The following is a 21665-nucleotide window of genomic DNA, read 5'->3' as shown; positions in this document are numbered from 1 at the left end:
AAAACGACACCCGAAAACTTTCAGAGTCTCCCCCAATACATTGATTTAAATAACCCTTTTCGCCTCAGCCAGACAGTTCCCCACCCGCCGCCAACAGCCGGTCACGATAGGGACCGGGCACACGCTCCAGCTCCGCCATGGTGCCCTGCTGGGCGATATGGCCTTTTTCCATCACCACAATGCGGTCAAAACCCCGCAGGGTGGACAGGCGGTGCGCCACGGCAATGACGGTGCGACCGACCATCAGCCGTTCAAGTGCCGCATGCACATGGCGTTCGCTTTCACCATCCAGCGCGCTGGTCGCCTCATCCAGAATCAGCACCGGGGCATTGCGCAGGAAGGCACGCGCGATCGCGATACGCTGGCGCTGCCCGCCCGACAGCATCACCCCACGCTCACCCACCACGGTATCGAACCCGTGCGGCATGGCGGCGATGAAGCCGGTGCATCCCGCAGCCTCCGCCGCCGCGCGGACTTCCGCCTCGGTGGCGTCGGGACGGCCATAGCGGATGTTTTCCCCGACCGAACGGCGCAGCAGGTACACATCCTGCGGCACGACCGCCATGGTGGCACGCAGGCTGGCCTCATCCAGTTCCAGAATGTTGATACCGTCAATTTCCACCGTGCCCGCCTGCACGAAACGCTGGCGCTGCAACAGGGCAAGGACCGTGCTTTTCCCTGACCCCGATACCCCCACCAGCCCGACACGACCACCGGCGGGAATATCCAGGTCAAAATGCGACAGGACCGGCGGACTGCCGGGATAGGCAAAGGTGACATCACGCAGCCGCACATGCCCCCGGCAGGCCGCGGGGGACAGGGTCATCGTTTCCGGTATGCCACTGCGTTCATGCGGAGCCAGCAGGTGGTCCAGCGTTTCGGACAGGCGCGTGACATGCTTCATCGCCTCGACCATGGAAAATGCAAGGTCGCGCGTGCAGTTCAGGATCAGGAAACCCAGCGTCGTCACCATGACCACATCACCCGTCGTCGCCCGATGCATGCGCCACAGCAGCACCGCCCAGACCAGCAGCCCCGTGGTCATGATGGCGGTGACGATGGAATGGATCAGGCGCAACTGCTCCATGTACCGCAGCGAAAGGGTGTGCATACCCGTTTCCACATGAATGCGCTGGCGCATGCGGGCATGTTCGGAACCGATCATGCCATACGCGCGCACCAGTGGCAGGTTCTGCATCACATCCAGCATTTCGCCATCCACCTCCGCCGCTTCGGCGGCATAGGACAGGTGCAGTGACTGTCCCCGCCCCGCCAGCCGGTAGATACCCAGCCCCAGCAGCGTGGTCATGCCCACCAGCACCAGCGCCATCCAGGGGCTGACGGTGCCAAGGGTGATGATGGCCAGCACAAGGTTCAGCACCGAGGGCAACAGGCTCCACGCCGCCATGTTTTCCAGCGCCACCACGGCATTCGCCGAAGCCGACACCCTGGCCGCCAGCGCACCGGACAGCCGGTCCGCGAAATAGGTGGCGGCATGGCCCGTCAGGTACCGGAACAGGTCATGGCGCACGTCGCCACCAACACGCACGAACACGCCCGACGCCATCCACCCCGCGACACGCCATGCCGCATTGTCACAGATGATGGTCAGGCAGAACAGGATGATGGCCACCCAGACCGCCCCCATCCCCTGTCCACCCTGCGTCATGCCGTTGACCAGATGGCGGATGATGCCCGACATGCCCACGTTGCACGCGACCGCCACCGCGATCGCACCGACAATGATCGCATGCCAGCGCGCATGCAGGCGCACATAGTGGAAAAGGAAAGCAAGGGGATGGCGCTGATAGCGCTGCAGGCGGCCCACCTGCACCGTATCGGGCACATGGTCCGGCGGTGCGCGGTGCGGCGGGCGGGGATCAATGACGGTCATGAATGTGGCGCTGCCCTCCATACGTGGCGACCGGGAAAATCCGTACTTCCGCCGCATTCAGCCCGGTATCATGGTTGCATGACATACGCACCCCTATCCCGTCTGGCGGGACGTCTCACGATCATGTCCCTGCTGGTCCTGTGGCTGGCCATCATGGCGCATGACCCCGTTTCCCTGCCCTTCTTCTGAAACCCGTCGGGGCGGCGGCGGTTCATATCCAAACACCGACCGGCCACCATATTCGTATGAACGGTCGTATTCTTCGGCCATGATGGCGGAAAAGGTGGGGCCGGTCGCATCGCGTTCCAGCTGCCGCGCCGCCGCATCCAGCCTGCGGATGGCATCCAGCCGTTCCTCGCGCCCCAGCTTCGCGGCCGTGACCGCCGCCTTCATGACCGACAGGGTGCGGTCATATACCGCCACCGGCACGGGATAGGGGTGGCGGTCCTTGCCACCATGGGCAAGCGAAAACCGTGCGGGATCGGAAAAACGGCATGGCGCGCCATGCACGACCTCCGCCACCAGCGCCAGCGCGCGCACGGTCCGCGCGCCCACCCCGGGCACGCGTAGCAGGTCCGCGAAATCACGCGGCCCCGCCTCGGTCGCCGCCGCCAGCGCACCATGCAGGCGGCGCATGTTCACATCCTGCGGCTGGACATCATGGTGGCCGGGCATGGACAGGTGCGGCAGTTCCCCCTGCGCGGGCACGGGCGGAGGCAGACGCCCTTCGATCCGCATGACCTCGCGCGTCAGCCTGTCCGGCCCCATGCCATGCAGCAGGTCCATCTGCCCGCGACGCGAGGGATCGGCCCGCCGGTCGGTCAGGTTCATGATCGCGCCCCGCGTGGCACGACCATCAATGGCCGCATGCGGCGCTTCGACAAAATCTGACAGCCCTTCGGACAGCCAGTGATAGCGCCGCGCCATGCGCCGCCCCGTATGCATGCCCTGCTGGACCACGCACCACCGCCCGTCCGCCGCCACCACGAACCCATGCAGATACAGGTCGAACCCGTCCTGCACGGCGGCGCTGTCCACCTTGGCCACCATGCGGCTTGTCGCCACCAGCGGTATTGCGTCAAGGCCCGTCGCCTGTCCCACCGCCAGCAGTTCATCGGGCGTGCGGCGCGAATGACGGCCCCGGCCACCACATACATACAGGCCCAGTTCGTCCTGCAACGGGGCCAGCCCGCGCTTGAGCGCACCAATCACGCTGGTGGTCATGCCTGATGAATGCCAGTCCATGCCCATGACCGCGCCAAAGGACTGGAACCAGAAGGGATGGGCAAGGCGGCGGATGAATTCGTCACGCCCGTAATGATGGATGATCGCCTGCGTGATCACGGCGCCCAGTCGCGCCATGCGCTGGCCCAGCCATGCGGGCACGCGGCCCGTATGCAGCGGCAGATCGGCGGAGCCCGCGCGTCTGGTCATGGCGTTCCCCCCGTGGCTTGCCCCTCTGCGGGCGGTCAGTCGTGGCCGGGCTGCCGGGCGGCTTCCATGAAGGCCGCAAGCCCCGCATCCAGCGCGCGGCGCAGGGCATCCAGCGTTTCAGCGCCCACATAATGCTCCATGCCCTCGGCATCGATGCGGGCATTGACCTCGCTGACCCCCAGCGCACGCAGGAAGCATTCAACCGTATGGTGCCGCGCGCGACTCCGGGCCGCCATGTCGTGCCCGGCGCCGGTCAGAAAAATACCGCGATACGGGCGGCGCGTCACCAGCCCGTCCGCCTCCAGCCGCACCAGCATCTTGGCCACCGTGGGCTGCGACACACCCAGACGGGCCGCGATATCCACCTGCCGCGCTTCCTGCCCGTCATTCAGCAGGTCGTCGATCAGTTCGACATAATCCTCGATCAGGGCGGTCTTGCGCGCCAGCCGTGCCTGACGGAAGCCTGCGGACTGCATGTCCGCATCCAGCATGGGCTGCGGTCGCGGGTTACGCCGTGGCCCGCTGCCGCCGTGACCCGCTGGCATCATGGGTTGAACACGATCGTCTTGTGCCCGTTGGGAATGACCCGGCATTCGGTAAAATACCGCACGGCACGGGCCAGAACACGGCGCTCGATGTCGCGCCCCTTGCGGATCAGGTCATCGGGACTGTCGGCATGGGTGATGCGCTCGACATCCTGTTCGATGATTGGCCCTTCATCAAGGTCGGGCGTGACGAAATGGGCCGTGGCCCCGATCAGCTTCACGCCGCGCGCAAAGGCCTGATGGTAAGGCCGCGCGCCCTTGAACCCTGGAAGGAAAGAGTGATGGATGTTGATGCAGCGCCCGGCCAGCCATTCGCTCATCCGGTCGGACAGGATCTGCATGTAACGCGCCAGCACCACCAGTTCCGCGTCCGTTTCGCGCACGATCTCCGCAATGCGGGATTCCTGCTCTGCCCGTGTCGCGGCGGTCACCGGCAGGTAGTGGAACGGAATGCCGTCCAGATCGATATGCGCGTAGGTCTGCCGCGGATGGTTGGCGATGATGGCCACCGGGTCAATGGCCAGTTCCCCGATCCGCCAGCGGTACAGCAGGTCCACAAGGCAGTGGTCGAAACGCGACACCATGATGATGGTGCGGGTCGGGCGCGGGCTTTCGCGCAGCGACCATTGCATGTCGAAACACGCCGCCACCCCGGCCAGCGTGTCATCAAGGCCCGCCCGCGTCACGCCGTCGGCCGCCACGCTGAACACGACGCGCATGAAGAAGATCCGGCTTTCACGTTCATCAAACTGCTGCGCGCCCGCAATGTCGCCACCCAGTTCGAACAGGGTGCGGCTGATCGCGGCAACAATGCCCGGACGGTTCGGGCAGGACAGCGTCATGACATAGGAACGGCGGTCACTACTGGTCTTGCGGTCGGGCATTCTTTCCCCATTGTCGGCCATGGCGGCCTAGCGCGTGCGTGTGCGGCCCGTATCGGGCACGGTGTTATAGAACCAGCATGTGCCCTCGGCCTTGCGTACCCCGGCCTGCGTGGTGGGCACGGGCCGGACCACGTCGCCGCCCGGCTTCCAGCCTTCGGGCGTCATGACGGCGTTGCCGTCGCTGCGGCGCAGGGCCTCGACAAGGCGGAGCAGTTCCTCCACCGATCGGCCAACGGACATGGGATACCACATCACGGCGCGGATGACGCCGTCGGGGTCGATGACATAGCACGCACGCACGGTAGCGCTGTTGCGCGCCGTCTGGTCCAGCATGCCATAGGCGCGGCATACCACCATGGAGGGGTCTTCCACGAGCGGGAAAGGAATTTCCACTCCGAAGCGTTCCTGTATCGTCTCCAGCCATGCCAGATGCGCATACAGGCTGTCGACCGATAGCCCCAGCAGGGCGCAGTCCAGTGCATCGAAACGGTCCTGCGCCTGCGCCAGCGCCATGAATTCACTGGTGCAGACCGGCGTGAAATCCGCCGGATGCGAGAAAAACAGAAGCCAGCGCCCGCGGAAATCCGACAGGCGTATCTCCCCCTTCGTGGTCCGGGCCTGAAAGTCCGGTGCCACGTCACCAATACGCAACGGGCGCGCTTCGGCCACGCCACCGGTTGCTGGAATGCTGCCCTCGTTATTCATACCCTGCCCTTTTGCATCTGCCGCGCCTTGACGCAAGCCATGCCATAACATACATTTATTATGTAATTCATAAAGTGTGGAAGACATGCCATGACCGATGCCGCCATCGTGGCCGCCACCAGCCAGATCAACACCTGTCGCGCCACGGGCCATGTCCCTGTCGTCAGGACATTTTTCGACGACCCGACCTTCACCGCCACCCATGTCGTGCATGATCCCGCCACCATGACGTGCGCGATTGTGGACAGCGTCATGGACTACGATCCCGCATCCGGCCGTACCGACCATAACATGGCGCAGGAAATCGTGGATTACGTGACGGCGGAAAAGCTGAAGGTGGAGTGGCTGCTGGAAACCCACGTCCATGCAGACCACCTGTCCGCCGCCCCATGGCTGCAGGAACGCCTGGGCGGGAAGCTGGGAATCGGGGAATCCATCATCCGCGTGCAGGACATCTTTGGTAAAATGTTCAACGCGGGTACCCGTTTCGCACGCGACGGGTCGCAGTTTGACTGCCTGTTTGGCGATGGAGCGCGGTTCATGCTCGGCTCCCTGCCCGTCATTGCGCTGCATGTGCCCGGCCATACACCTGCGGATATGGCGTATGTGACCGGGGATGCCGCCTTTATCGGCGATACCCTGTTCATGCCCGATTACGGGACCGCGCGGGCTGATTTTCCCGGCGGAGACGCGCGCATGCTGTACCAGTCCATCCGCCGGCTTCTATCCCTGCCTGACGAGACGCGGGTATTCCTGTGCCATGACTACAAGGCGCCGGGACGTGATGAATACGCATGGGAAACCACAATCGGCGCGGAACGGCGCGACAATATCCACGTTCATGATGGCGTGGATGAAGACACGTTCGTCAAGATGCGTACCGCGCGCGACGCGACGCTGTCACTGCCGAACCTGATCATGCCCTCGGTGCAGGTCAACATGCGTGCCGGCCACCTGCCCGAACCGGAAGACAATGGTGTAAGCTACATCAAAATTCCGGTCAGCGGTTCCTGATACCCCTGTTACCATCGCATCCTTCCGGTTTTACCTTACTGAGTTACGGAGACCCTTCATGACAGATACCGACCCAGCCACACCGAACCTGTCCAGCCCGGCGCACGGGCTGACCTATGATGTCGTCGTGGTTGGCGGCGGAGCGGCCGGCCTGTCCACGGCTGCCAGCATCCTCAAGCGCCGGGGCGGCATCACGGTCGCGATCATCGAACCGTCGGGATCGCATTTCTACCAGCCGGGCTGGACGCTGGTGGGCGGTGGCGTATTCAAGCAGTCCCAGACGCGCCGTTCGGAAAAGCGGCTGATCCCGTCGGGCGCCGACTGGGTGCAGGCGGCCGCGACCGGGTTCGAGCCCGAGTCGAACCTGGTTCATCTGTCGAACGGATCCTCCATCCGGTACGAAGTGCTGGTCGTCGCCACCGGCTTGACGCTGGACTGGGACGGGATCGAGGGGCTGAGCGAGACGCTGGGCCGCAACGGCGTGACCTCCAATTACCGTTATGACCTTGCCCCCTACACGTGGCAGCTGGTGCAGACGCTGGGCCGTGGCAACGCCGTGTTCACCCAGCCGCCCATGCCCATCAAATGCGCGGGCGCGCCGCAGAAGGCGATGTACCTAGCCTGTGACGCATGGCGCAGACGGGGGCTTTCCGACAATATCAACGTATCCTTCCACACCGCCACGCCGGGGCTGTTCGGGGTGAAGGAATTCGTGCCCGCACTGATGGAATACATCAAGCGCTACCACATTGACCTGCGCCTGAAATCCAACCTGACGAAGGTGGACGGCAAGAACCGGGTCGCCACGTTCACCAACGTGGCCGAGGACGGCACCAAGACCACGACCGAGACGGAATTCGACATGCTGCATGTCGTCCCGCCCCAGCGTGCGCCGGACGTGATCCGCAACAGCCCGCTGGCGGGTGAAGGGGGCTGGGTTTCGGTTGACCCTGCGACGCTGCGGCACACGAAATATGAAAACGTCTTCGCGCTGGGTGACGTGGCCGGGACTTCCAACGCCAAGACTGCCGCCGCCGTGCGCGTGCAGGCCCCGGTGGTTGCGGTCAACGTGCTGGCCACGCTGGACCACAAGCCCGCGGTGGCCGATTACGACGGCTACGGCGCCTGCCCGCTGACAGTGGAACGCGGCAAGATCGTGCTGGCGGAATTCGGCTACGGCGGCAAGCTTGATCCGACCCTGCCGACATGGCTGCTGGATGGCCGCAAGCCGACGCATCTGGCATGGATGCTGAAGGAATGGGTCATGCCGGTACTGTACTGGGACGGCATGCTGAAGGGACGCGAAATCATGGTCGCCCCGCACAAGATCGGCACGCCGCGCTGATCCGTCCGGTTGGATGACATGGGACATGGCCGCGTGGGGTAGACCTTCACGCGGCCATGCGTATGAATACGGCCATGGATACCAAGCCGCCTTCCCCGCATCATGTGGGGTCTTCCCGTCCGCTGCGCCTGGCCGATGACGTGGTCAGCCATGCCGTCTATGGCGGCCCGGGCAAATGCTACCGCTATGAACTGACGCGCACATGGGACGCGGGTCGTCCGGCCGTCATGTGGCTTATGATGAACCCGTCCGTCGCGACCGAGGATGGTGACGACCGCACCGTGGCCAAGTGCCAGCGTTATGCCCGTGCATGGGGGTACGGCACGCTACTGGTCGGCAATACATTTGCCTATCGCTGCACGGACCAGAAACGCCTGACGGAAGTGCCCGACCCGATCGGCCCCGATAATGACCGCCACCTGCTGGCCATGGCACGCAGTGCCGACCTGGTGATCGCAGCCTATGGATCACCCCAGATCAAAACCCTGCTGCCACGTGGGCCGGAGGTGGTGCGAATGCTCCAGCAGCATGGCATTACGGTCAGCGCCATGCGCCTGAGCCGCCGTTCGGGCCGCCCTGAACACCCGCTCTACCTGCCATCCGACCTGCGTCCCGAGCCCCTGCCTGCCTACGGGCCCGCCTGACCGGGGAATAACCAGAAGTTTCTGGCGAAGCTTTTGCCATTATTGAATTCCAAATCCGTCAGCCGAACAACGCCAGTTGTCGGGGCGCGGCCAGCGCATCCCGTGCACGCAGCCCCGATACGGTCACGCCCAGCAGCCGGATGCCGCGTGGCGGTGGAAAGCATGGCGCCAGCAGGCCCTGTGCCCTGTCGACCAGGTCGGTCGCATCACGCACGGGCTCCAGCGCCGTGCGCCCGCGCACGATCTGGCGGAAATCGTTATATTTCACCTTTATGGTCACGGTAATGCCCGTCAGGCTGCGGGCCGTGCAGCGGTTCCATACGCGGGTGGACAGATCCATGATGACATCCAGTGCCGCAGCCCAGTCATGGATATCGACCTCGAATGTCCTTTCGGCGCCGATCGACCGGCGGGGGCGGTTGACCTCGACGGGACGTTCATCAATCCCGCGTGCTATGCCGTAATAAAAATCCGCCGCCTTGCCAAAATGCCGCAACAGCCGGGACAGGGGCTGCTGCCGCAGGTCCAGCCCGGTACGAATGCCCAGCGCATGCATCCGCGCTGCCGTGGCCGGACCAATGCCGTGGAACTGCTCCACCGGCAGGGTGGCAACGAAATCAGGCCCCATGCGTGGCGTTATGACAAACTGTCCATCCGGCTTGCGGTAATCCGACGCCAGCTTGGCCAGGAATTTGTTGTAGGAAATACCCGCTGATGCGGTCAGGCCTGTTTCCGCACGGATCCGGTCGCGGATGTCCTGCGCGATTGCTGTGGCGGATGGATAGGGCTGCAGGGGATGCGTGACATCCAGATAGGCTTCATCCAGCGAAAGCGGCTGGATCAGCGGGGTGAAACGCGAAAAGATATCGTGAATCTGGGCAGAGACCGCGCGATAGACATCAAAACGCGGCGGCACGAACACCAGATCGGGACATTTGCGCAGCGCGATCACGGACGGCATGGCCGAACGGACACCGAAACGACGGGCTTCGTAACTGGCGGCGGCAACCACCCCCCGTCGGCCCACGTCCCCTACCGCAAGCGGCCTGCCCCGCAGGGCCGGGTCGTCGCGCTGTTCAACCGAGGCAAAGAACGCATCCATGTCCACATGGATGATGCGACGGTGCGCCGGTGACTGCGTCACGGCACACCACGTGCCGGATGACCCGGCATGCCGCGCGCGGCCACGCCCCGACGGGACGTGGCCGGCACGTCATGATGGCTGATCAGCCGTTGCACTTCTTCTTCTTGAGGAAGTACGCGATGACGCCGGCAATCGCGCCAAGAACCAGGATGCCCTTGAGGCAGGGGGACTTGGAAGGGCACTTGGTTGTACATTCAGACATGGTTCATTCCTTGATAGACACATCCGTTCCAGACGGGAACGGGACCATTTCATACTAACGCATGGCGGAAACATGACCATACCGCATTTTACATGGATGCGCCCGGTCAGTCCTGACATGCGAAGACAGGGCAGCGGCATTGCGTTGCCACATCTTTTGTTACATCCGGCGCCGCGCGATGATGCAATGACCAAAGACCGGAGGATACCCCATGAAGAAATTCGCCCTACTGCCTGCAGCCGCCCTGATGATGGGAACCGCGCTGGGTGTCGCCCACGCGACCCCGTCCAGCAGCCGTGCCGTCAACCGCGACTTCGCCAAGCTGTCGGCTGATGGCAGCCGCGCGTTTGACGACATTGCCATGGCCCGTACGGCACTGGCCAATAACGACCCCGCGGGCGCAGCAAAACTGCTGACCGATGCCAACAACGCCCTGACCCGCGCCAAGAGCGACAACAAGGTCTTCATGAAGGCCGAAGCCCAGCTGACCCCACCCAAGAAGGCCCCGGCCGGCGCACCTGCTCCCTCCGCCTCGGCGTCCACCCAGCCTGTCGCATGGCTGCCGGTTGATGGCGAATACATCGTGACCGAAGACCTGGAGCCCACCTCCACCAAGGGTACGGCCGTAGCATCCGCCAATACCAGCCTGAACAAGGGCAAGCCCGCACAGGCGGCGCAGAACCTGCAGGTGGCCGCGGTTGATGTTGACTTCGTGCTGGCCATCGCGCCGCTCGATACCAGCGCGGGCGACGTGTACCGCGCGTCCAACCTGCTGGCGGGCAAGGACACGAAGGGCGCCGACAGCGCACTGCAGGAAGCACAGAACAGCATCCGCTTCGTCTCCGAAGACATGGTGGACAGCCCTGCGGCACAGGGTAGCGGCAAGAAGTCCGCAGCCCACTGATACGCGGTTCTTTCCGGTCGTTTTCATGCCGTGCATGCTTACGTACCCCGCCGCTTCCCGGTCAGGGAAGCGGCAGGACCCGCCTGACTGGCTGCGCGCCGCCTGCCGCGCGGTAATGGCCTTGGGTCTGGCCTGCGCCGCCCTGTCGGCCCGGCCCGCATGGGCAGGGGGCGAAATCGAGCTGTGCCTGGACCAGCACATGGCGAATGACAGCTTCGTTCAGAATACGCCAACGCATGGATCAATCCATGTGCCCGCGGGCACGGCGCTGAATTACGCCGGACATGCCTTCGGTCCCGCCGCCGACCCGCTGGATCGTGCGCATGCTGCCCCGGACGGGGATGGATGGCATGGCATTTCCCCGGCGGAAGAAACACGCCGACGCCAGCTGCAGATGGAAGATATCGGGGGTGATGGTGATTACCACCGTCCGCAGGCCGCCCTTATGACCTCAACGGCCGTCACCCTGTCACAGACCCATCCCTGCGCGCGGACAGGTGCCGTGGCGTTGCTGTCCGATGACTGGACATGGACGATGGATACAATTCCCGCCCGCCCCGACATGTATTTTCAGGTCTATGGCACGGTCACCAATGACCAGCTTGACCCGACCTTCAACAATGATGCCGATCCGTTCCAGCGGACAGCCGCCCATGGCGGCCTGAACGCCATCGTGACCCAGACGATCGACCAGTCCGTGACCCTTCGGTCCGGGGATTAGGCATAACGCAAATTAAATAATGCATGCCGTCATACTTCGGGCATTGCCAGCCGTTTCATGATGTATTGCCAAATACGCGACCTGATCCGTTGCATTCAGTTACCGGAAGGTCACGTGACCGAACAGGATGGCGTCGCATAACATGCATGCTAAAGATTGTTTTAAACAGTCCTGACGGCATGCCGGACCGCCCTGGCAGGCAGTGGGAAACTATGGAGAACGGGATGGCCCTTTACCAGTCCGCACAGTTTGTTGATACGTGGACCGATCCTGAATTCGACAAGATCCATCCCCCCCGTACCGTTGCGCCACATTCCGGCATTTACCGCTGTGTCGGCTGTGGGGTGGAAGTTGCCGTAAGCGAGGGACATCTCCTTCCCCCCGCCCATGCCCATCCACACCGGCTTGGCACCCGGGAAGCCTGGCAGATGGTGGTCTATGCCGACCACCGCCCCAAGCCGACATAGATCAGGTCGGGCAATATGCCGGGAAGCTGCGTGTTACCACCAGCCACCGCCCCATGGGCCACCCCAGCCGCCGCCCCAGCCCCACATGCCCCAGTTCCATGACGCGTCTTGGTACATATCGGCAGTCATCTGCTGCTGATCCGCCAGGTTCTGCGCCTGTACATAGGACATGTAGCGCCCATAGGCGGCCTGGTTTCCGACATACAGGCAGTTGCAGACCTTCGGATCGGAATAGACATACAGCATGTGGTCCCCGAACGATTTCTGAAGGAACCGGTTGGGGGGCAGTTTCTGCAGCATGACCTGACGTTCGGGCGTATTGGCCGGACGGGCCACAAACCCGGCGGCGGCAAGGCTGTTTTCCTTATCCACGATCTGATCATGCACGCTTTCGCATGCCGTAAGGCTGACTGATGCCGCAAGCAGCAGGGCGCCACCAGTATAGAGATGCCTCAGCGTTGTCCTGTATCCCATCGACGTTCTGCCTGTTTCCATCCTGTTAATCCCCGCATCCTGTCCCATGCGCGAAACGGAATAAAGATGTGACAGAAAAAACATATGCATTATTCCGACCGACTTTGATTTATCTCATGTCCGGGGCGGAAGACCAGTGCAATAACAGAAGGGCGATGGGGGCATCGCATATCGAATCATCACTTTAAAACTCTGGCGGGCCTTCCTTTTCTGGAAAGCCCGCCATTTTTCTTGTTACTCTATTTTACCTGTATTCCATGGTTTTTTTAAGGCAGGACGGACGTCCGCCACGTCGCTTCAGGTCAGAAAACCGTCGCATGCATCGTGGATTGCTGCGGCTGGGGAATGGCCGTCTGGACGCCCTCATCGCGCAGGACGTAACCCTGCCCCCACACGGTGGAAATCAGCTGTCCCGCGCCTGCCGCCTGCAGCTTCTTGCGCAATTTGCAGATGAACACGTCAATGATCTTCATTTCCGGTTCGTCCATGCCGCCATACAGGTGGTTCAGGAAGGCATCTTTCGTCAGGACCATGCCCTTGCGCAGCAGCAGAAGTTCCAGAATCATGTATTCGTTGCCGGTCAGGTGAACATTCTGGCCATGAACGGTCACTTCCCGGCTGTCCAGACTCAGTTCAAGTTCCCCCGCGCGCAGGGTCGGCTCGCTATATCCCTTTGACCGGCGAATGACCGCCTGCATCCGTGCGGTCAGTTCCATGGATTCATACGGACGGGTCACATAATCATCCGCCCCGATGGAAAACGCCTTGACCTTGGCCGTGGCCGCCCGTTCTTCTGACAGGACCATGACCGGGGTTGGTACCCGTGCCGCCCGACTGATGCGGATGACCTCATACCCATCCACATCAGGCAGCCGCATATCCATGACGGCAAGGTCATAATTATAGGCTTTCAGCATTCCCAGCGCATCATGCCCGGTATTGACATGATCAACTGTAAATCCGGCCTTTTCCATATGCCAGGTGGTCTCTTGGGCTTTCCGGGCAACCGGCTCAACAAGCAAAATCCGCATATCGACCATCCAGTAGATATTTTTACATTACACCCACCTATAGGTGCATTGTAATTTCTGGACAACCTAAAGTTGATAATATATTACCGTTATGTTATAAACTTTTTGAATTAAAAGCCCGCCATTTTATTAATTAATTATTAATTAACCCACGCTGCCATGCCTGCCGCATGATCCAGCGGTCCGGCACCCGCACCGTAACCGGGGGCCGCAGCGATCGCCTTGCGCACATAGGCACGCGCCCGCACAACCGCGTCCCGCAGGGACATGCCCTGTCCCAACCCGGTTGCAATCGCGCTGGCCAGCGTGCAGCCCGTGCCATGCGTATGCCGGGTGTGGATGCGCCGGGTCACGAATTCCTCTGCTTTCCCGTCCCGTTCCAGCAGCACGTCCACCAGTTCGTCGCCCTGCATATGCCCACCCTTGAGCAATACGGCACGCGGCCCCATGGCCAGCAGGTCATGCGCGGCGGCAACCATGTCCGCCCGATTCCCGATCCGGCGGCCCAGCAGGGTCTCCGCTTCGGGCAGGTTGGGGGTCAGGATGGAAGCAAGCGGCAGCAGGCGTGCTTTCAGGGTGGACAGCGCACTGTCCTTCAGTAACGACGTTCCACCTTTTGCCACCATGACCGGATCAAGAACATAAGGCACATCGGCATATGTCATCAGCACGCTGGCAATCGCCTCGATCACGTCAGGGCTGTCCAGCATGCCACTCTTGAACGCATCTACGCCCAGATCATCAATCACGCAGCGCATCTGCGCACTGACGAAGGCAGGTGGCACCGGCATGACATCATGCACGCCCCGCGTGTTCTGTACGGTCAGTGCCGTCACGGCGGTCATGGCGAAGCCCCCCAGCATGGTGACGGTCTTGATATCCGCCTGGATACCTGCTCCCCCCCCGCTATCGCTGCCTGCCATGATAAGAATACGTCCGCGCATGAAAATCAGCCCGCCATCTGGATCGCGTTGATAGCTTCGCACATATCCTCAACCACTTCCTTCACAAGCACTTCATCTTCCGCTTCCGCCATGACGCGCACCAGCGGTTCCGTACCACTTTCGCGCAACAGCAGCCGCCCCCGCGCCCCCAGCCGCTTTTCCGCGGCCTTGCGGGCTTCGTGCACCTGCGGGTCATGCAGCGGGCTTTTGCCCGCGAAACGGACATTCTGCAAAAGCTGGGGATAGGGTTTGAACATACGGCAGACCTCGCTGGCGGGGCGGCCGGCTTCCACCACTTCCGCCAGAACCTGCAGGGCCGCGACCAGCCCGTCGCCGGTGGTGGCGAAATCGGACAGGACCATGTGCCCGGACTGCTCGCCACCGATATTGGCGCCCAGTTCGCGCATCTTTTCCACCACATAGCGGTCCCCCACCGCCGTGCGGACCAATTCCAGCCCCTGTGTTTCCAGATATCGCTCCAGCCCCATGTTGGACATGACGGTGGCCACGATATACCGGCTGGACAACCGTCCCTGCCGCGCCCATGACTTGGAAATCAGGGCTAGGATCTGGTCGCCATCGATCAGGCGTCCCTTTTCATCGGAAATCAGCACCCGGTCGGCATCCCCATCAAGGGCAATGCCAATATCCGCCCGGTGCCGCTGCACCGCCGCACACAGGGCTTCGGGCCGGGTGGAGCCGCAGCCTTCATTGATGTTGATGCCATCGGGGTCACAGCCGATGCGCACGACCTCGGCCCCCAGTTCCCACAGTGCCGTGGGGGCGACACGGTAGGCCGCGCCATTGGCGCAGTCGATCACGATACGCAGTCCGTCCAGCCGCAGCCCGCGCGGGAAGGAGGACTTGGCGTTTTCCACATACCGTCCCGCCGCGTCATTCAGGCGTGACGCCCGGCCGATCTGGTCCGGGGCAGCCAGCATGTGGGTCAGGTCGGCATTCATTGCCGCCTCGATTCCGGCCTCCGTCTCATCCGACAGCTTGAACCCGTCCGGGCCGAACAGCTTGATGCCATTATCCCCATACGGATTATGCGATGCCGAGATCATGACCCCCAGATCAGCACGCAGCGAACGGGTCAGCATGGCAATGGCCGGTGTCGGCATCGGCCCCACCAGCGTGACATCCATGCCTGCCGACAGAAAGCCCGACACCAGCGCGCATTCGATCATGTACCCCGACAGCCGCGTGTCCTTGCCCAGCAGCACGCTATGACGGTGGGTCCCCTGAATGAAGCGAAGGCCTGCGGCCTGCCCCAGCTTCTGTGCCACTTCGACCGTCATGGGAAAGCGGTTGGCAGTCCCCCGAATTCCATCAGTGCCGAACAGCTTTCTTGTTTTTACCATTACTGGGGATCTCCGGATGCATTCAGGTCGTACTCCGACCTACCTTACCTGTCAGTGACGATCCAGCCCCTGACTGACGCGCACGGCCTGCATCATGGCCGGAACATTGTGAACGCGCAGCACCGTATCAGCAAAAACCAGCCCCGGCAGGCTGGCGGCAATGGTGGCCGGATCCCGGCGGCCCGCATCCGGCTGCGCACAGATTTCACCCAGCATGCGCTTGCGTGACACACCCAGCACCACCCGGCAGCCCAGATTGGCCAGCAGCGGCAGGCGTGCCAGCAGGTCAAGGTTGCCTTCCACCGTCTTGGCAAAGCCGATGCCCGGGTCAACCAGTATGCGCGTCCTGTCGATACCGGCTGCCACCGCTTCCTCCACCCGCTGCCACAGTTCGCGCACCACATCCACCGCAACATCGCCATAGACCGTGTGGTTGCGCATGGTGGCAGGCGTCCCGCGCATATGCATGAGCATGACCGGGCAGTCATGCCGCGCCACCACCGCGCGCGCCGCCGGATCATATGTCAGGGCCGAGACATCATTGATGATATTCGCCCCTGCTTCCAGTGCCCGGTCCATGACCATTGCCTGCCGCGTATCAATGGACAGGTACAGGTCATCCAGCGCCGAGCGCTCGCGCACCATGCGGATCACCGGCGCGATCCGTCGCCATTCCTCTTCTGCCGTAACAGGCGGGGCGCCGGGACGGGTGCTTTCGCCACCGATATCAACGATCCGGCATCCGGCTGCGTGCATTGCCAGCATGGACTCCAGCGCGGAGGCCGCATGGTAATGCCGTCCCCCATCGCTGAAACTGTCTGGCGTGACATTGATGATCCCCATCACCTGTGGTCCCGATGGCAGGCCGACATCGGGAAACGGAGCACTGAGACGGTCTGCAACCCCTGTCCATTGCGCGGGCAGGCTACCGGCGGGCAGGATACGTCCGTCTTCTCCCCCCCCCCACAGACGCGCCAGCGTATAGGCCGTTGGCCCACCCGCCAGCCACCGCGCCAGCCCGGCCTCTACCGCCTGCCGGGCAGCCGGGCCATGCAGCAGGCCAACGGGTTCAATCAGCCGGTCGTTCATCAATCATTCTGCCAATGCGGGATTTTGTGGGCCGGATACAAACATGGCGGGGCAGCCATGAGCTACCCCGCCATATTCTTACGTCCGGATCAAACGGTCTAGCCTGCCGGTGCGGCACCAACTCCACCGCCGCCTTCCGGTGCGGGTAGCGGGGCAACCGGTGCGGACGGCGCCGAAGGCGGCACGGACGGACGCCGGTTTTCCGGCATCGGATCGTCAACCACCACACGCTCGATCTTCTCGCCGCGCAGCACCTGCCGGATTTCCTCACCCGTCAGGGTTTCATATTCCAGCAGGGCGGCGCCCAGACGGTGCAGCTGATCAATATGTTCCAGCAGCAGGCTGCGGGCACGGTCATAGGCGGCATCGATCAGCTTGCGGACCTCGTTATCGATCTCGCGCGCCGTTTCCTCGGACACGTTCTTGTTCTGCGTGACACTGTGGCCAAGGAAGACTTCCTGCCCGTTGCCGCCATACGCCACCATGCCGAGCTTTTCGCTCATGCCCCATTCGGTCACCATGCGGCGGGCTACGTCGGTCGCCATCTTGATGTCACCCGAGGCCCCGGTGGACACGTTATCGGGACCAAAGATGATTTCCTCCGCCGCGCGACCACCCATGGCCAGCGTCAGCTTGCCAATGCACCACGACCGGCTTTCGGAATAACGGTCCTTTTCCGGCAGGCTCATCACCATGCCCAGTGCACGGCCACGCGGGATGATGGTCGCCTTGTGCACCGGATCGGACCCGGGCGTGAGGATACCGACAAGGGCATGGCCACCTTCATGGTAGGCGGTCATCTTCTTCTCGTCCTCGGTCATGACGAGGGAGCGGCGCTCGGCCCCCATCATCACCTTGTCCTTGGCGTTCTCGAATTCCAGCATGGCAACGGTACGCTTGCCAAGACGGGCAGCCATCAGCGCCGCTTCATTGACAAGGTTGGCCAGATCCGCACCCGAAAAACCGGGCGTGCCACGGGCAATCACCTTGGGATCCACATCGGATGCCAGCGGCACCTTGCGCATATGGACACGCAGGATCTTTTCACGGCCCGCCACATCGGGGTTGGGCACCACGACCTGACGGTCGAAACGGCCGGGACGCAGCAGGGCAGGATCGAGCACGTCGGGACGGTTGGTCGCGGCAATCAGGATCACGCCTTCATTGCTGTCAAACCCGTCCATCTCGACCAGCATCTGGTTGAGGGTCTGCTCACGCTCATCATTCCCGCCACCAAGGCCCGCGCCACGATGGCGGCCGACCGCGTCGATTTCGTCAATGAAGATGATGCAGGGGGCGGCCTTCTTGCCCTGTTCGAACATGTCACGGACACGCGACGCACCGACACCCACGAACATTTCCACGAAGTCGGAACCGGAAATGGTGAAGAACGGCACATTTGCCTCACCCGCAATGGCACGCGCCAGCAGCGTCTTGCCCGTGCCAGGGGGGCCGACCAGCAGCACACCCTTGGGGATCTTGCCGCCCAGACGGGTGAATTTCTGCGGGTCGCGCAGGAAATCCACGATTTCCTGCAGTTCCCCCTTGGCTTCATCAATGCCCGCCACGTCATCAAACGTCACACGGCCCTGCTTTTCGGTCAGCATCCGTGCACGCGACTTGCCAAAGCCCATGGCCCGGCCGCCACCGGACTGCATCTGGCGCATGATGAAGATCCATGCCCCCACCATAAGCAGCAGCGGCGCATAGTTGATCAGGTAGCGCAGGAAGGGGTTGGTATCGCTTTCCAGCGGCTTGGCAGCGACCTCCACCCCTTTATCCGTCAGGCGGGAAATCAGGGTCGGGTCCTGCGGCGCATACGTGTCGAACGAGGTGCCATCCGTCAGTGTGCCGGTAATGTTATGTTCCTGCACCACGACAGACCGGACATGCCCGCTGTTCACGTCCCCGATGAAATCGGAATATGCCAGTTGCTGCGATGCGTGCTGCACGCTTCCGGGCTGGAAAACGTTAAACAGCAGCAGCAACAGGACGATGATGATAACCCACAGGGCCAGGTTGCGGCCGAAATTGTTCATCTTGCCTACTGTTCCATCCGCTGGCCCCTTCGCAACCACCCCACGCGGGCAGACGAACAGACGCCACGTTCACTACGTCCTATCATACATAGGACGATCAAGGGACATTCACACCCCCAATCCACCACCTTTTATGACAATGGATCAGAACGTTCGTCATCGGGGCCATAAAACATGGTTCCGGGCAACACGGGGTGGGGTGGCTGGTTCACAAAAACCGCATCGGCCACACAATCCTGCGTGCGCAGCCCGATATGCGGAACGGCCATCACACGTCCATCATGCCATAGCGCAGGCAGCGTACGCAACACGCGTGCGGGCCAGATAGAGCGTGGTCGCCCGCCTGGCCACCATGATGCAACCGCGCCTGCCGCCCCCATGGTCCAGCCATGGGGCAGGTGCTGCGCCCGCAGCACGAAGCGCCGGTCCCACATCTCGCCCACGCGCGCGATAACGGGCGGCGAAACCGCCGATTCTTCGCGCGCGATGATCCATTGCCCATCGCGCCACGGGATAATCGCCACCCCGGCCAGGGTCGCGGGCCGGGGCGCATGGACCAGCCGTTCCACCGCGTCGCGCGCCGGGGAATAATCCCGCCCGGCCACTACGCGGATCAGGGCGGACAGCAGCCGCGCGGGCGCCAGCCCGGCAGGCAGCACCACCCACCCCCCACAATGAAACCGGGCATGGGCCGCAAGCCATCGGGCATCCGCCGCATCCCGCGCCATGCGTCCCGCCCCGGCACGACGGGCCTCCATCAGCAGGCGCGCGGCATGGCCCCCGTCATGGGCCAGCGCCTGCCGCGCCCGCGCGCGTTCCGTACGCAGGTCATGATTCGACGGATCTTCCACCCACGCCACGCCTGTAGCACGGACGGTGGCGTACAGGGCGGCCTTGGGAAACGCCAGCAATGGCCGGACAATGCGTATATCGACCGTGGGGGTCACGATCGCCATGGCCGCCAGCCCGTCATCGCCACTGTCGGCACGCGCGCGCATCATGACCGTTTCCGCCTGATCCCCCGCATGATGGGCCACCAGCAGATCCAGCACCCCGATCTGGCGACAGGCCGCAGACAGCGCCTGATAGCGCATGCGCCGGGCACGTTCCGCCATGCGGCTTCCGCGTTCCAGTCCCGTCAGCACCAGCAGCCGGCCGGGAATATCCAGGGTGGACAGCCGGGCAAGGGTCTGTTCGGCTTCAGTCCGGGATTCGGCCCGCAGGCCATGGTCCACCACCAGCGCCACCACATCGCGCCGCCACTGCCGCGCAAGAATGGCCAGCGCCATGCTGTCCGCCCCGCCAGATACCGCAACCGCAACCGGCACGCCCGCACCCGGCCAGGGACCAAGGGATGCCATCATGGCGGCAAAACGTGACGGATTGACCGGTTCAGCCGAAGTCACCAGCGCCGCCCGCCAATCAGTTACATTTGGCGCGTTTACGATAGACCTGTTCAGCGGATTTGATACGGGCGGCGGGTTCGGGAAACTCGCTGGACAGCTTGTCCAGCGCCTGACAGGCCGAAGCCTTGTCATTCAGCGCCACAAGCGTGGCCGCCACCCCCAGCAGGGCGCTGGGCGCGCGCTGTCCGTGTGGCGCACGGTTATAGGCATCATAATAGGCCAGCGCGGACTGGCGGTACTGTTTCTGCCCCGCCAGCGACTGCGCCAGAAGGTACTGGGCATCAACCTGCCGGGGTGACTTGGGACCGGACAGGACCTGCTGCGCATCGGCCTGCGCCGTGGCGTAATCCTGTTTCAGCAGCGCCTCATTCCCGGCTTTCAGCACCTCATCCGGCGTGCGCTTGACGGCCGCAGGTGCTGCGCCCGTGGCAGCGGCTGCAGGCGCGGCCATTGCAGTACCGGCTGCCGCGCCACCATGGCCATGCTGCATGGCGAAGTTCATATCCTCCACCTGCTTGCTGAGCGTGGCATTCTGCTGCTGGACCTGATTGGTCAACTGGTCGATCTGGCCACGCATCTGCCGTGTCTGGTCTTCCAACGCATTGACGCGATCCAATAGCTGCAGGGTCAGGTTGCCGCTGTCATCGGCCCGGGCCAGCCCCACGCATGCCAGCGACACGCCACATGCCAGGATGCCCACCCTGCCCCACTGGCGGCACAGGGACGGGACCGAAAGGAAACATGACATCACAGACCGCATGGACCAAACCCTCTGAAACACAAGACATGCCTACCTAAAACAAAACCGGCCGAGCGATAAGCGCCCGGCCGGTTCCATAACTGTCACGCAATCGAAAGCGTGGGCAGAAACTTACTGTACCGCCGTGATGGCGTTACGGTTCTGGGCCCAGGATGCTTCGTCATCGCCAACGGCGGTCGGACGGTCCTTACCATAGGAAATGGTGGTGATGCGCGACGCATCGACACCCTTCGCCACCAGGTAGTCATGTGCAGCGTTGGCACGACGCTCACCCAGCGCGATGTTGTATTCTTCCGTGCCACGATCATCGCAGTTACCCGCGATCTGCACGTGTACCTGCGGGTACTTGGCAAGCCACGCCGCCTGCTTGTCCAGCGTCGCCTTCGCATCGCTCGACAGCGTGTTCTGGTTCAGGGCGAACAGCACACGGTCACCAGCGGTCGCAACCAGGTCAGCTTCACTGCCCGGGGTGGGGCCGACCTGCTGCGTGGCCGCGCCCGTGTTCACGTTCTTGTTCGCATGATCGGAACAGGCAGCGAGAAAAAGGGCCATGCCGGCCGCACCGAGAAGCTTCAGTTTCATTACTTTTGATCCTGGATCGGTTCCATTACTTGAAACCATTTGTTGAATTTCCGGATTTAAATATAGAACGGTC

At 62.9% G+C, this 21665-nt stretch carries 21 protein-coding genes; 6 read left to right on the top strand and 15 right to left on the bottom strand.

Translation table 11 applies throughout. From position 1 onward, the window contains the following. Positions 1 to 64 precede the first annotated feature (64 nt). The 5 genes from CFR80_RS06000 to CFR80_RS05980 form a co-directional block, all read right to left on the bottom strand. Complete coding sequence (locus tag CFR80_RS06000) at positions 65 to 1894, bottom strand: ABC transporter ATP-binding protein (RefSeq protein ID WP_010515118.1); 1830 nt, start codon at positions 1892 to 1894, stop codon at positions 65 to 67. 93 nt (positions 1895 to 1987) lie between these two features. Then, positions 1988 to 3328 (bottom strand): DUF763 domain-containing protein, encoded by a 1341-nt coding sequence (locus CFR80_RS05995; protein ID WP_010515119.1) that lies wholly within the window; start codon positions 3326 to 3328, stop codon positions 1988 to 1990. 35 nt (positions 3329 to 3363) lie between these two features. After that, complete coding sequence (gene mntR / locus CFR80_RS05990; protein WP_110507167.1) at positions 3364 to 3873, bottom strand: manganese-binding transcriptional regulator MntR; 510 nt, start codon at positions 3871 to 3873, stop codon at positions 3364 to 3366. Then, positions 3873 to 4778 carry a formyltetrahydrofolate deformylase gene (purU, locus tag CFR80_RS05985; protein WP_042658907.1) on the bottom strand — a complete coding sequence of 302 codons (906 nt, stop codon included), beginning with the start codon at positions 4776 to 4778 and terminating at the stop codon, positions 3873 to 3875. Before purU ends, mntR begins: the two co-directional genes overlap by 1 nt. A 6-nt stretch (positions 4779 to 4784) precedes the next feature. Then, complete coding sequence (locus CFR80_RS05980) at positions 4785 to 5462, bottom strand: peroxiredoxin (RefSeq protein ID WP_010515122.1); 678 nt, start codon at positions 5460 to 5462, stop codon at positions 4785 to 4787. A 90-nt stretch (positions 5463 to 5552) separates the two neighbouring features. Here CFR80_RS05980 and CFR80_RS05975 point away from each other — a divergent pair, with 90 nt between their 5' ends. From CFR80_RS05975 to CFR80_RS05965, 3 genes are all read left to right on the top strand, one after another. Beyond that, positions 5553 to 6476, top strand: a complete 924-nt coding sequence (locus CFR80_RS05975) for an MBL fold metallo-hydrolase (RefSeq protein ID WP_010515123.1) — start codon at positions 5553 to 5555, stop codon at positions 6474 to 6476. A 58-nt stretch (positions 6477 to 6534) separates the two neighbouring features. Beyond that, positions 6535 to 7821: an NAD(P)/FAD-dependent oxidoreductase gene (locus tag CFR80_RS05970; protein WP_010515124.1), complete on the top strand. Its 1287-nt coding sequence runs from the start codon at positions 6535 to 6537 to the stop codon at positions 7819 to 7821. A gap of 74 nt (positions 7822 to 7895) precedes the next feature. Beyond that, positions 7896 to 8465 carry a DUF1643 domain-containing protein gene (locus tag CFR80_RS05965; protein WP_029329570.1) on the top strand — a complete coding sequence of 190 codons (570 nt, stop codon included), beginning with the start codon at positions 7896 to 7898 and terminating at the stop codon, positions 8463 to 8465. A 58-nt stretch (positions 8466 to 8523) separates the two neighbouring features. Here CFR80_RS05965 and dinB read toward each other — a convergent pair whose 3' ends face one another. Beyond that, positions 8524 to 9609, bottom strand: a complete 1086-nt coding sequence (gene dinB / locus CFR80_RS05960; protein WP_010515126.1) for a DNA polymerase IV — start codon at positions 9607 to 9609, stop codon at positions 8524 to 8526. Between the two features lie 413 nt (positions 9610 to 10022). On the opposite strand from dinB, the gene CFR80_RS05955 reads away from it, so the two are divergent. From CFR80_RS05955 to CFR80_RS05945, 3 genes are all read left to right on the top strand, one after another. Then, on the top strand, positions 10023 to 10715 hold the full coding sequence (locus CFR80_RS05955; protein ID WP_010515128.1) for a YfdX family protein: 693 nt from the start codon (positions 10023 to 10025) through the stop codon (positions 10713 to 10715). A 115-nt stretch (positions 10716 to 10830) separates the two neighbouring features. After that, complete coding sequence (locus CFR80_RS05950) at positions 10831 to 11436, top strand: hypothetical protein (protein ID WP_010515129.1); 606 nt, start codon at positions 10831 to 10833, stop codon at positions 11434 to 11436. Between the two features lie 224 nt (positions 11437 to 11660). Further along, positions 11661 to 11903, top strand: a complete 243-nt coding sequence (locus CFR80_RS05945; RefSeq protein WP_010515130.1) for a hypothetical protein — start codon at positions 11661 to 11663, stop codon at positions 11901 to 11903. A gap of 33 nt (positions 11904 to 11936) precedes the next feature. Here CFR80_RS05945 and CFR80_RS05940 read toward each other — a convergent pair whose 3' ends face one another. From CFR80_RS05940 to pal, 9 genes are all read right to left on the bottom strand, one after another. Beyond that, positions 11937 to 12377: a hypothetical protein gene (locus tag CFR80_RS05940; protein ID WP_232275764.1), complete on the bottom strand. Its 441-nt coding sequence runs from the start codon at positions 12375 to 12377 to the stop codon at positions 11937 to 11939. 302 nt (positions 12378 to 12679) lie between these two features. Continuing rightward, positions 12680 to 13408 (bottom strand): response regulator transcription factor, encoded by a 729-nt coding sequence (locus CFR80_RS05935; RefSeq protein ID WP_110507166.1) that lies wholly within the window; start codon positions 13406 to 13408, stop codon positions 12680 to 12682. A gap of 140 nt (positions 13409 to 13548) precedes the next feature. Then, a complete protein-coding gene (thiD, locus tag CFR80_RS05930) occupies positions 13549 to 14352 on the bottom strand; it encodes a bifunctional hydroxymethylpyrimidine kinase/phosphomethylpyrimidine kinase (protein ID WP_029329574.1) in 804 nt (267 codons plus the stop codon). A 5-nt stretch (positions 14353 to 14357) separates the two neighbouring features. Continuing rightward, positions 14358 to 15716, bottom strand: coding sequence for a phosphoglucosamine mutase (gene glmM, locus CFR80_RS05925; RefSeq protein WP_010515136.1), 1359 nt, complete (start codon positions 15714 to 15716; stop codon positions 14358 to 14360). Between the two features lie 51 nt (positions 15717 to 15767). After that, the gene (gene folP / locus CFR80_RS05920) at positions 15768 to 16805 is read right to left on the bottom strand and encodes a dihydropteroate synthase (RefSeq protein WP_110507164.1); all 1038 of its coding nucleotides are present in this window, start codon (positions 16803 to 16805) and stop codon (positions 15768 to 15770) included. 98 nt (positions 16806 to 16903) lie between these two features. Next, positions 16904 to 18844, bottom strand: a complete 1941-nt coding sequence (gene ftsH, locus CFR80_RS05915) for an ATP-dependent zinc metalloprotease FtsH (protein ID WP_010515139.1) — start codon at positions 18842 to 18844, stop codon at positions 16904 to 16906. Between the two features lie 131 nt (positions 18845 to 18975). Further along, entirely contained in the window at positions 18976 to 20208 is a 1233-nt protein-coding gene (gene tilS / locus CFR80_RS05910; protein ID WP_373636462.1) for a tRNA lysidine(34) synthetase TilS, read from the bottom strand. A 58-nt stretch (positions 20209 to 20266) separates the two neighbouring features. Next, on the bottom strand, positions 20267 to 21010 hold the full coding sequence (locus CFR80_RS05905; RefSeq protein ID WP_010515141.1) for a tol-pal system YbgF family protein: 744 nt from the start codon (positions 21008 to 21010) through the stop codon (positions 20267 to 20269). Between the two features lie 111 nt (positions 21011 to 21121). Further along, positions 21122 to 21592, bottom strand: a complete 471-nt coding sequence (pal, locus tag CFR80_RS05900) for a peptidoglycan-associated lipoprotein Pal (RefSeq protein ID WP_010509121.1) — start codon at positions 21590 to 21592, stop codon at positions 21122 to 21124. Positions 21593 to 21665 lie beyond the last annotated feature (73 nt).

This window comes from Komagataeibacter oboediens, assembly GCF_003207815.1.
In the GTDB taxonomy this organism is placed as follows: domain Bacteria; phylum Pseudomonadota; class Alphaproteobacteria; order Acetobacterales; family Acetobacteraceae; genus Komagataeibacter; species Komagataeibacter oboediens.
The sequence above is the reverse complement of the archived record's forward strand: the minus strand, read 5'-3'. Positions and strand labels throughout refer to the sequence as shown.

Bases quoted from the DNA above. Each gene is read 5' to 3' on its own strand.
- CFR80_RS06000 (WP_010515118.1), bottom strand. From the start codon at position 1,894: ATGACCGTCATTGATCCCCGCCCGCCGCACCGCGCACCGCCGGACCAT.
- CFR80_RS05995 (WP_010515119.1), bottom strand. From the start codon at position 3,328: ATGACCAGACGCGCGGGCTCCGCCGATCTGCCGCTGCATACGGGCCGC.
- mntR (WP_110507167.1), bottom strand. From the start codon at position 3,873: ATGCCAGCGGGTCACGGCGGCAGCGGGCCACGGCGTAACCCGCGACCG.
- purU (WP_042658907.1), bottom strand. From the start codon at position 4,778: ATGGCCGACAATGGGGAAAGAATGCCCGACCGCAAGACCAGTAGTGAC.
- CFR80_RS05980 (WP_010515122.1), bottom strand. From the start codon at position 5,462: ATGAATAACGAGGGCAGCATTCCAGCAACCGGTGGCGTGGCCGAAGCG.
- CFR80_RS05975 (WP_010515123.1), top strand. From the start codon at position 5,553: ATGACCGATGCCGCCATCGTGGCCGCCACCAGCCAGATCAACACCTGT.
- CFR80_RS05970 (WP_010515124.1), top strand. From the start codon at position 6,535: ATGACAGATACCGACCCAGCCACACCGAACCTGTCCAGCCCGGCGCAC.
- CFR80_RS05965 (WP_029329570.1), top strand. From the start codon at position 7,896: ATGGATACCAAGCCGCCTTCCCCGCATCATGTGGGGTCTTCCCGTCCG.
- CFR80_RS05955 (WP_010515128.1), top strand. From the start codon at position 10,023: ATGAAGAAATTCGCCCTACTGCCTGCAGCCGCCCTGATGATGGGAACC.
- CFR80_RS05950 (WP_010515129.1), top strand. From the start codon at position 10,831: ATGGCCTTGGGTCTGGCCTGCGCCGCCCTGTCGGCCCGGCCCGCATGG.
- CFR80_RS05945 (WP_010515130.1), top strand. From the start codon at position 11,661: ATGGCCCTTTACCAGTCCGCACAGTTTGTTGATACGTGGACCGATCCT.
- CFR80_RS05940 (WP_232275764.1), bottom strand. From the start codon at position 12,377: ATGGGATACAGGACAACGCTGAGGCATCTCTATACTGGTGGCGCCCTG.
- CFR80_RS05935 (WP_110507166.1), bottom strand. From the start codon at position 13,408: ATGCGGATTTTGCTTGTTGAGCCGGTTGCCCGGAAAGCCCAAGAGACC.
- thiD (WP_029329574.1), bottom strand. From the start codon at position 14,352: ATGCGCGGACGTATTCTTATCATGGCAGGCAGCGATAGCGGGGGGGGA.
- glmM (WP_010515136.1), bottom strand. From the start codon at position 15,716: ATGGTAAAAACAAGAAAGCTGTTCGGCACTGATGGAATTCGGGGGACT.
- folP (WP_110507164.1), bottom strand. From the start codon at position 16,805: ATGAACGACCGGCTGATTGAACCCGTTGGCCTGCTGCATGGCCCGGCT.
- ftsH (WP_010515139.1), bottom strand. From the start codon at position 18,844: ATGAACAATTTCGGCCGCAACCTGGCCCTGTGGGTTATCATCATCGTC.
- tilS (WP_373636462.1), bottom strand. From the start codon at position 20,208: ATGATGGCATCCCTTGGTCCCTGGCCGGGTGCGGGCGTGCCGGTTGCG.
- CFR80_RS05905 (WP_010515141.1), bottom strand. From the start codon at position 21,010: ATGCGGTCTGTGATGTCATGTTTCCTTTCGGTCCCGTCCCTGTGCCGC.
- pal (WP_010509121.1), bottom strand. From the start codon at position 21,592: ATGAAACTGAAGCTTCTCGGTGCGGCCGGCATGGCCCTTTTTCTCGCT.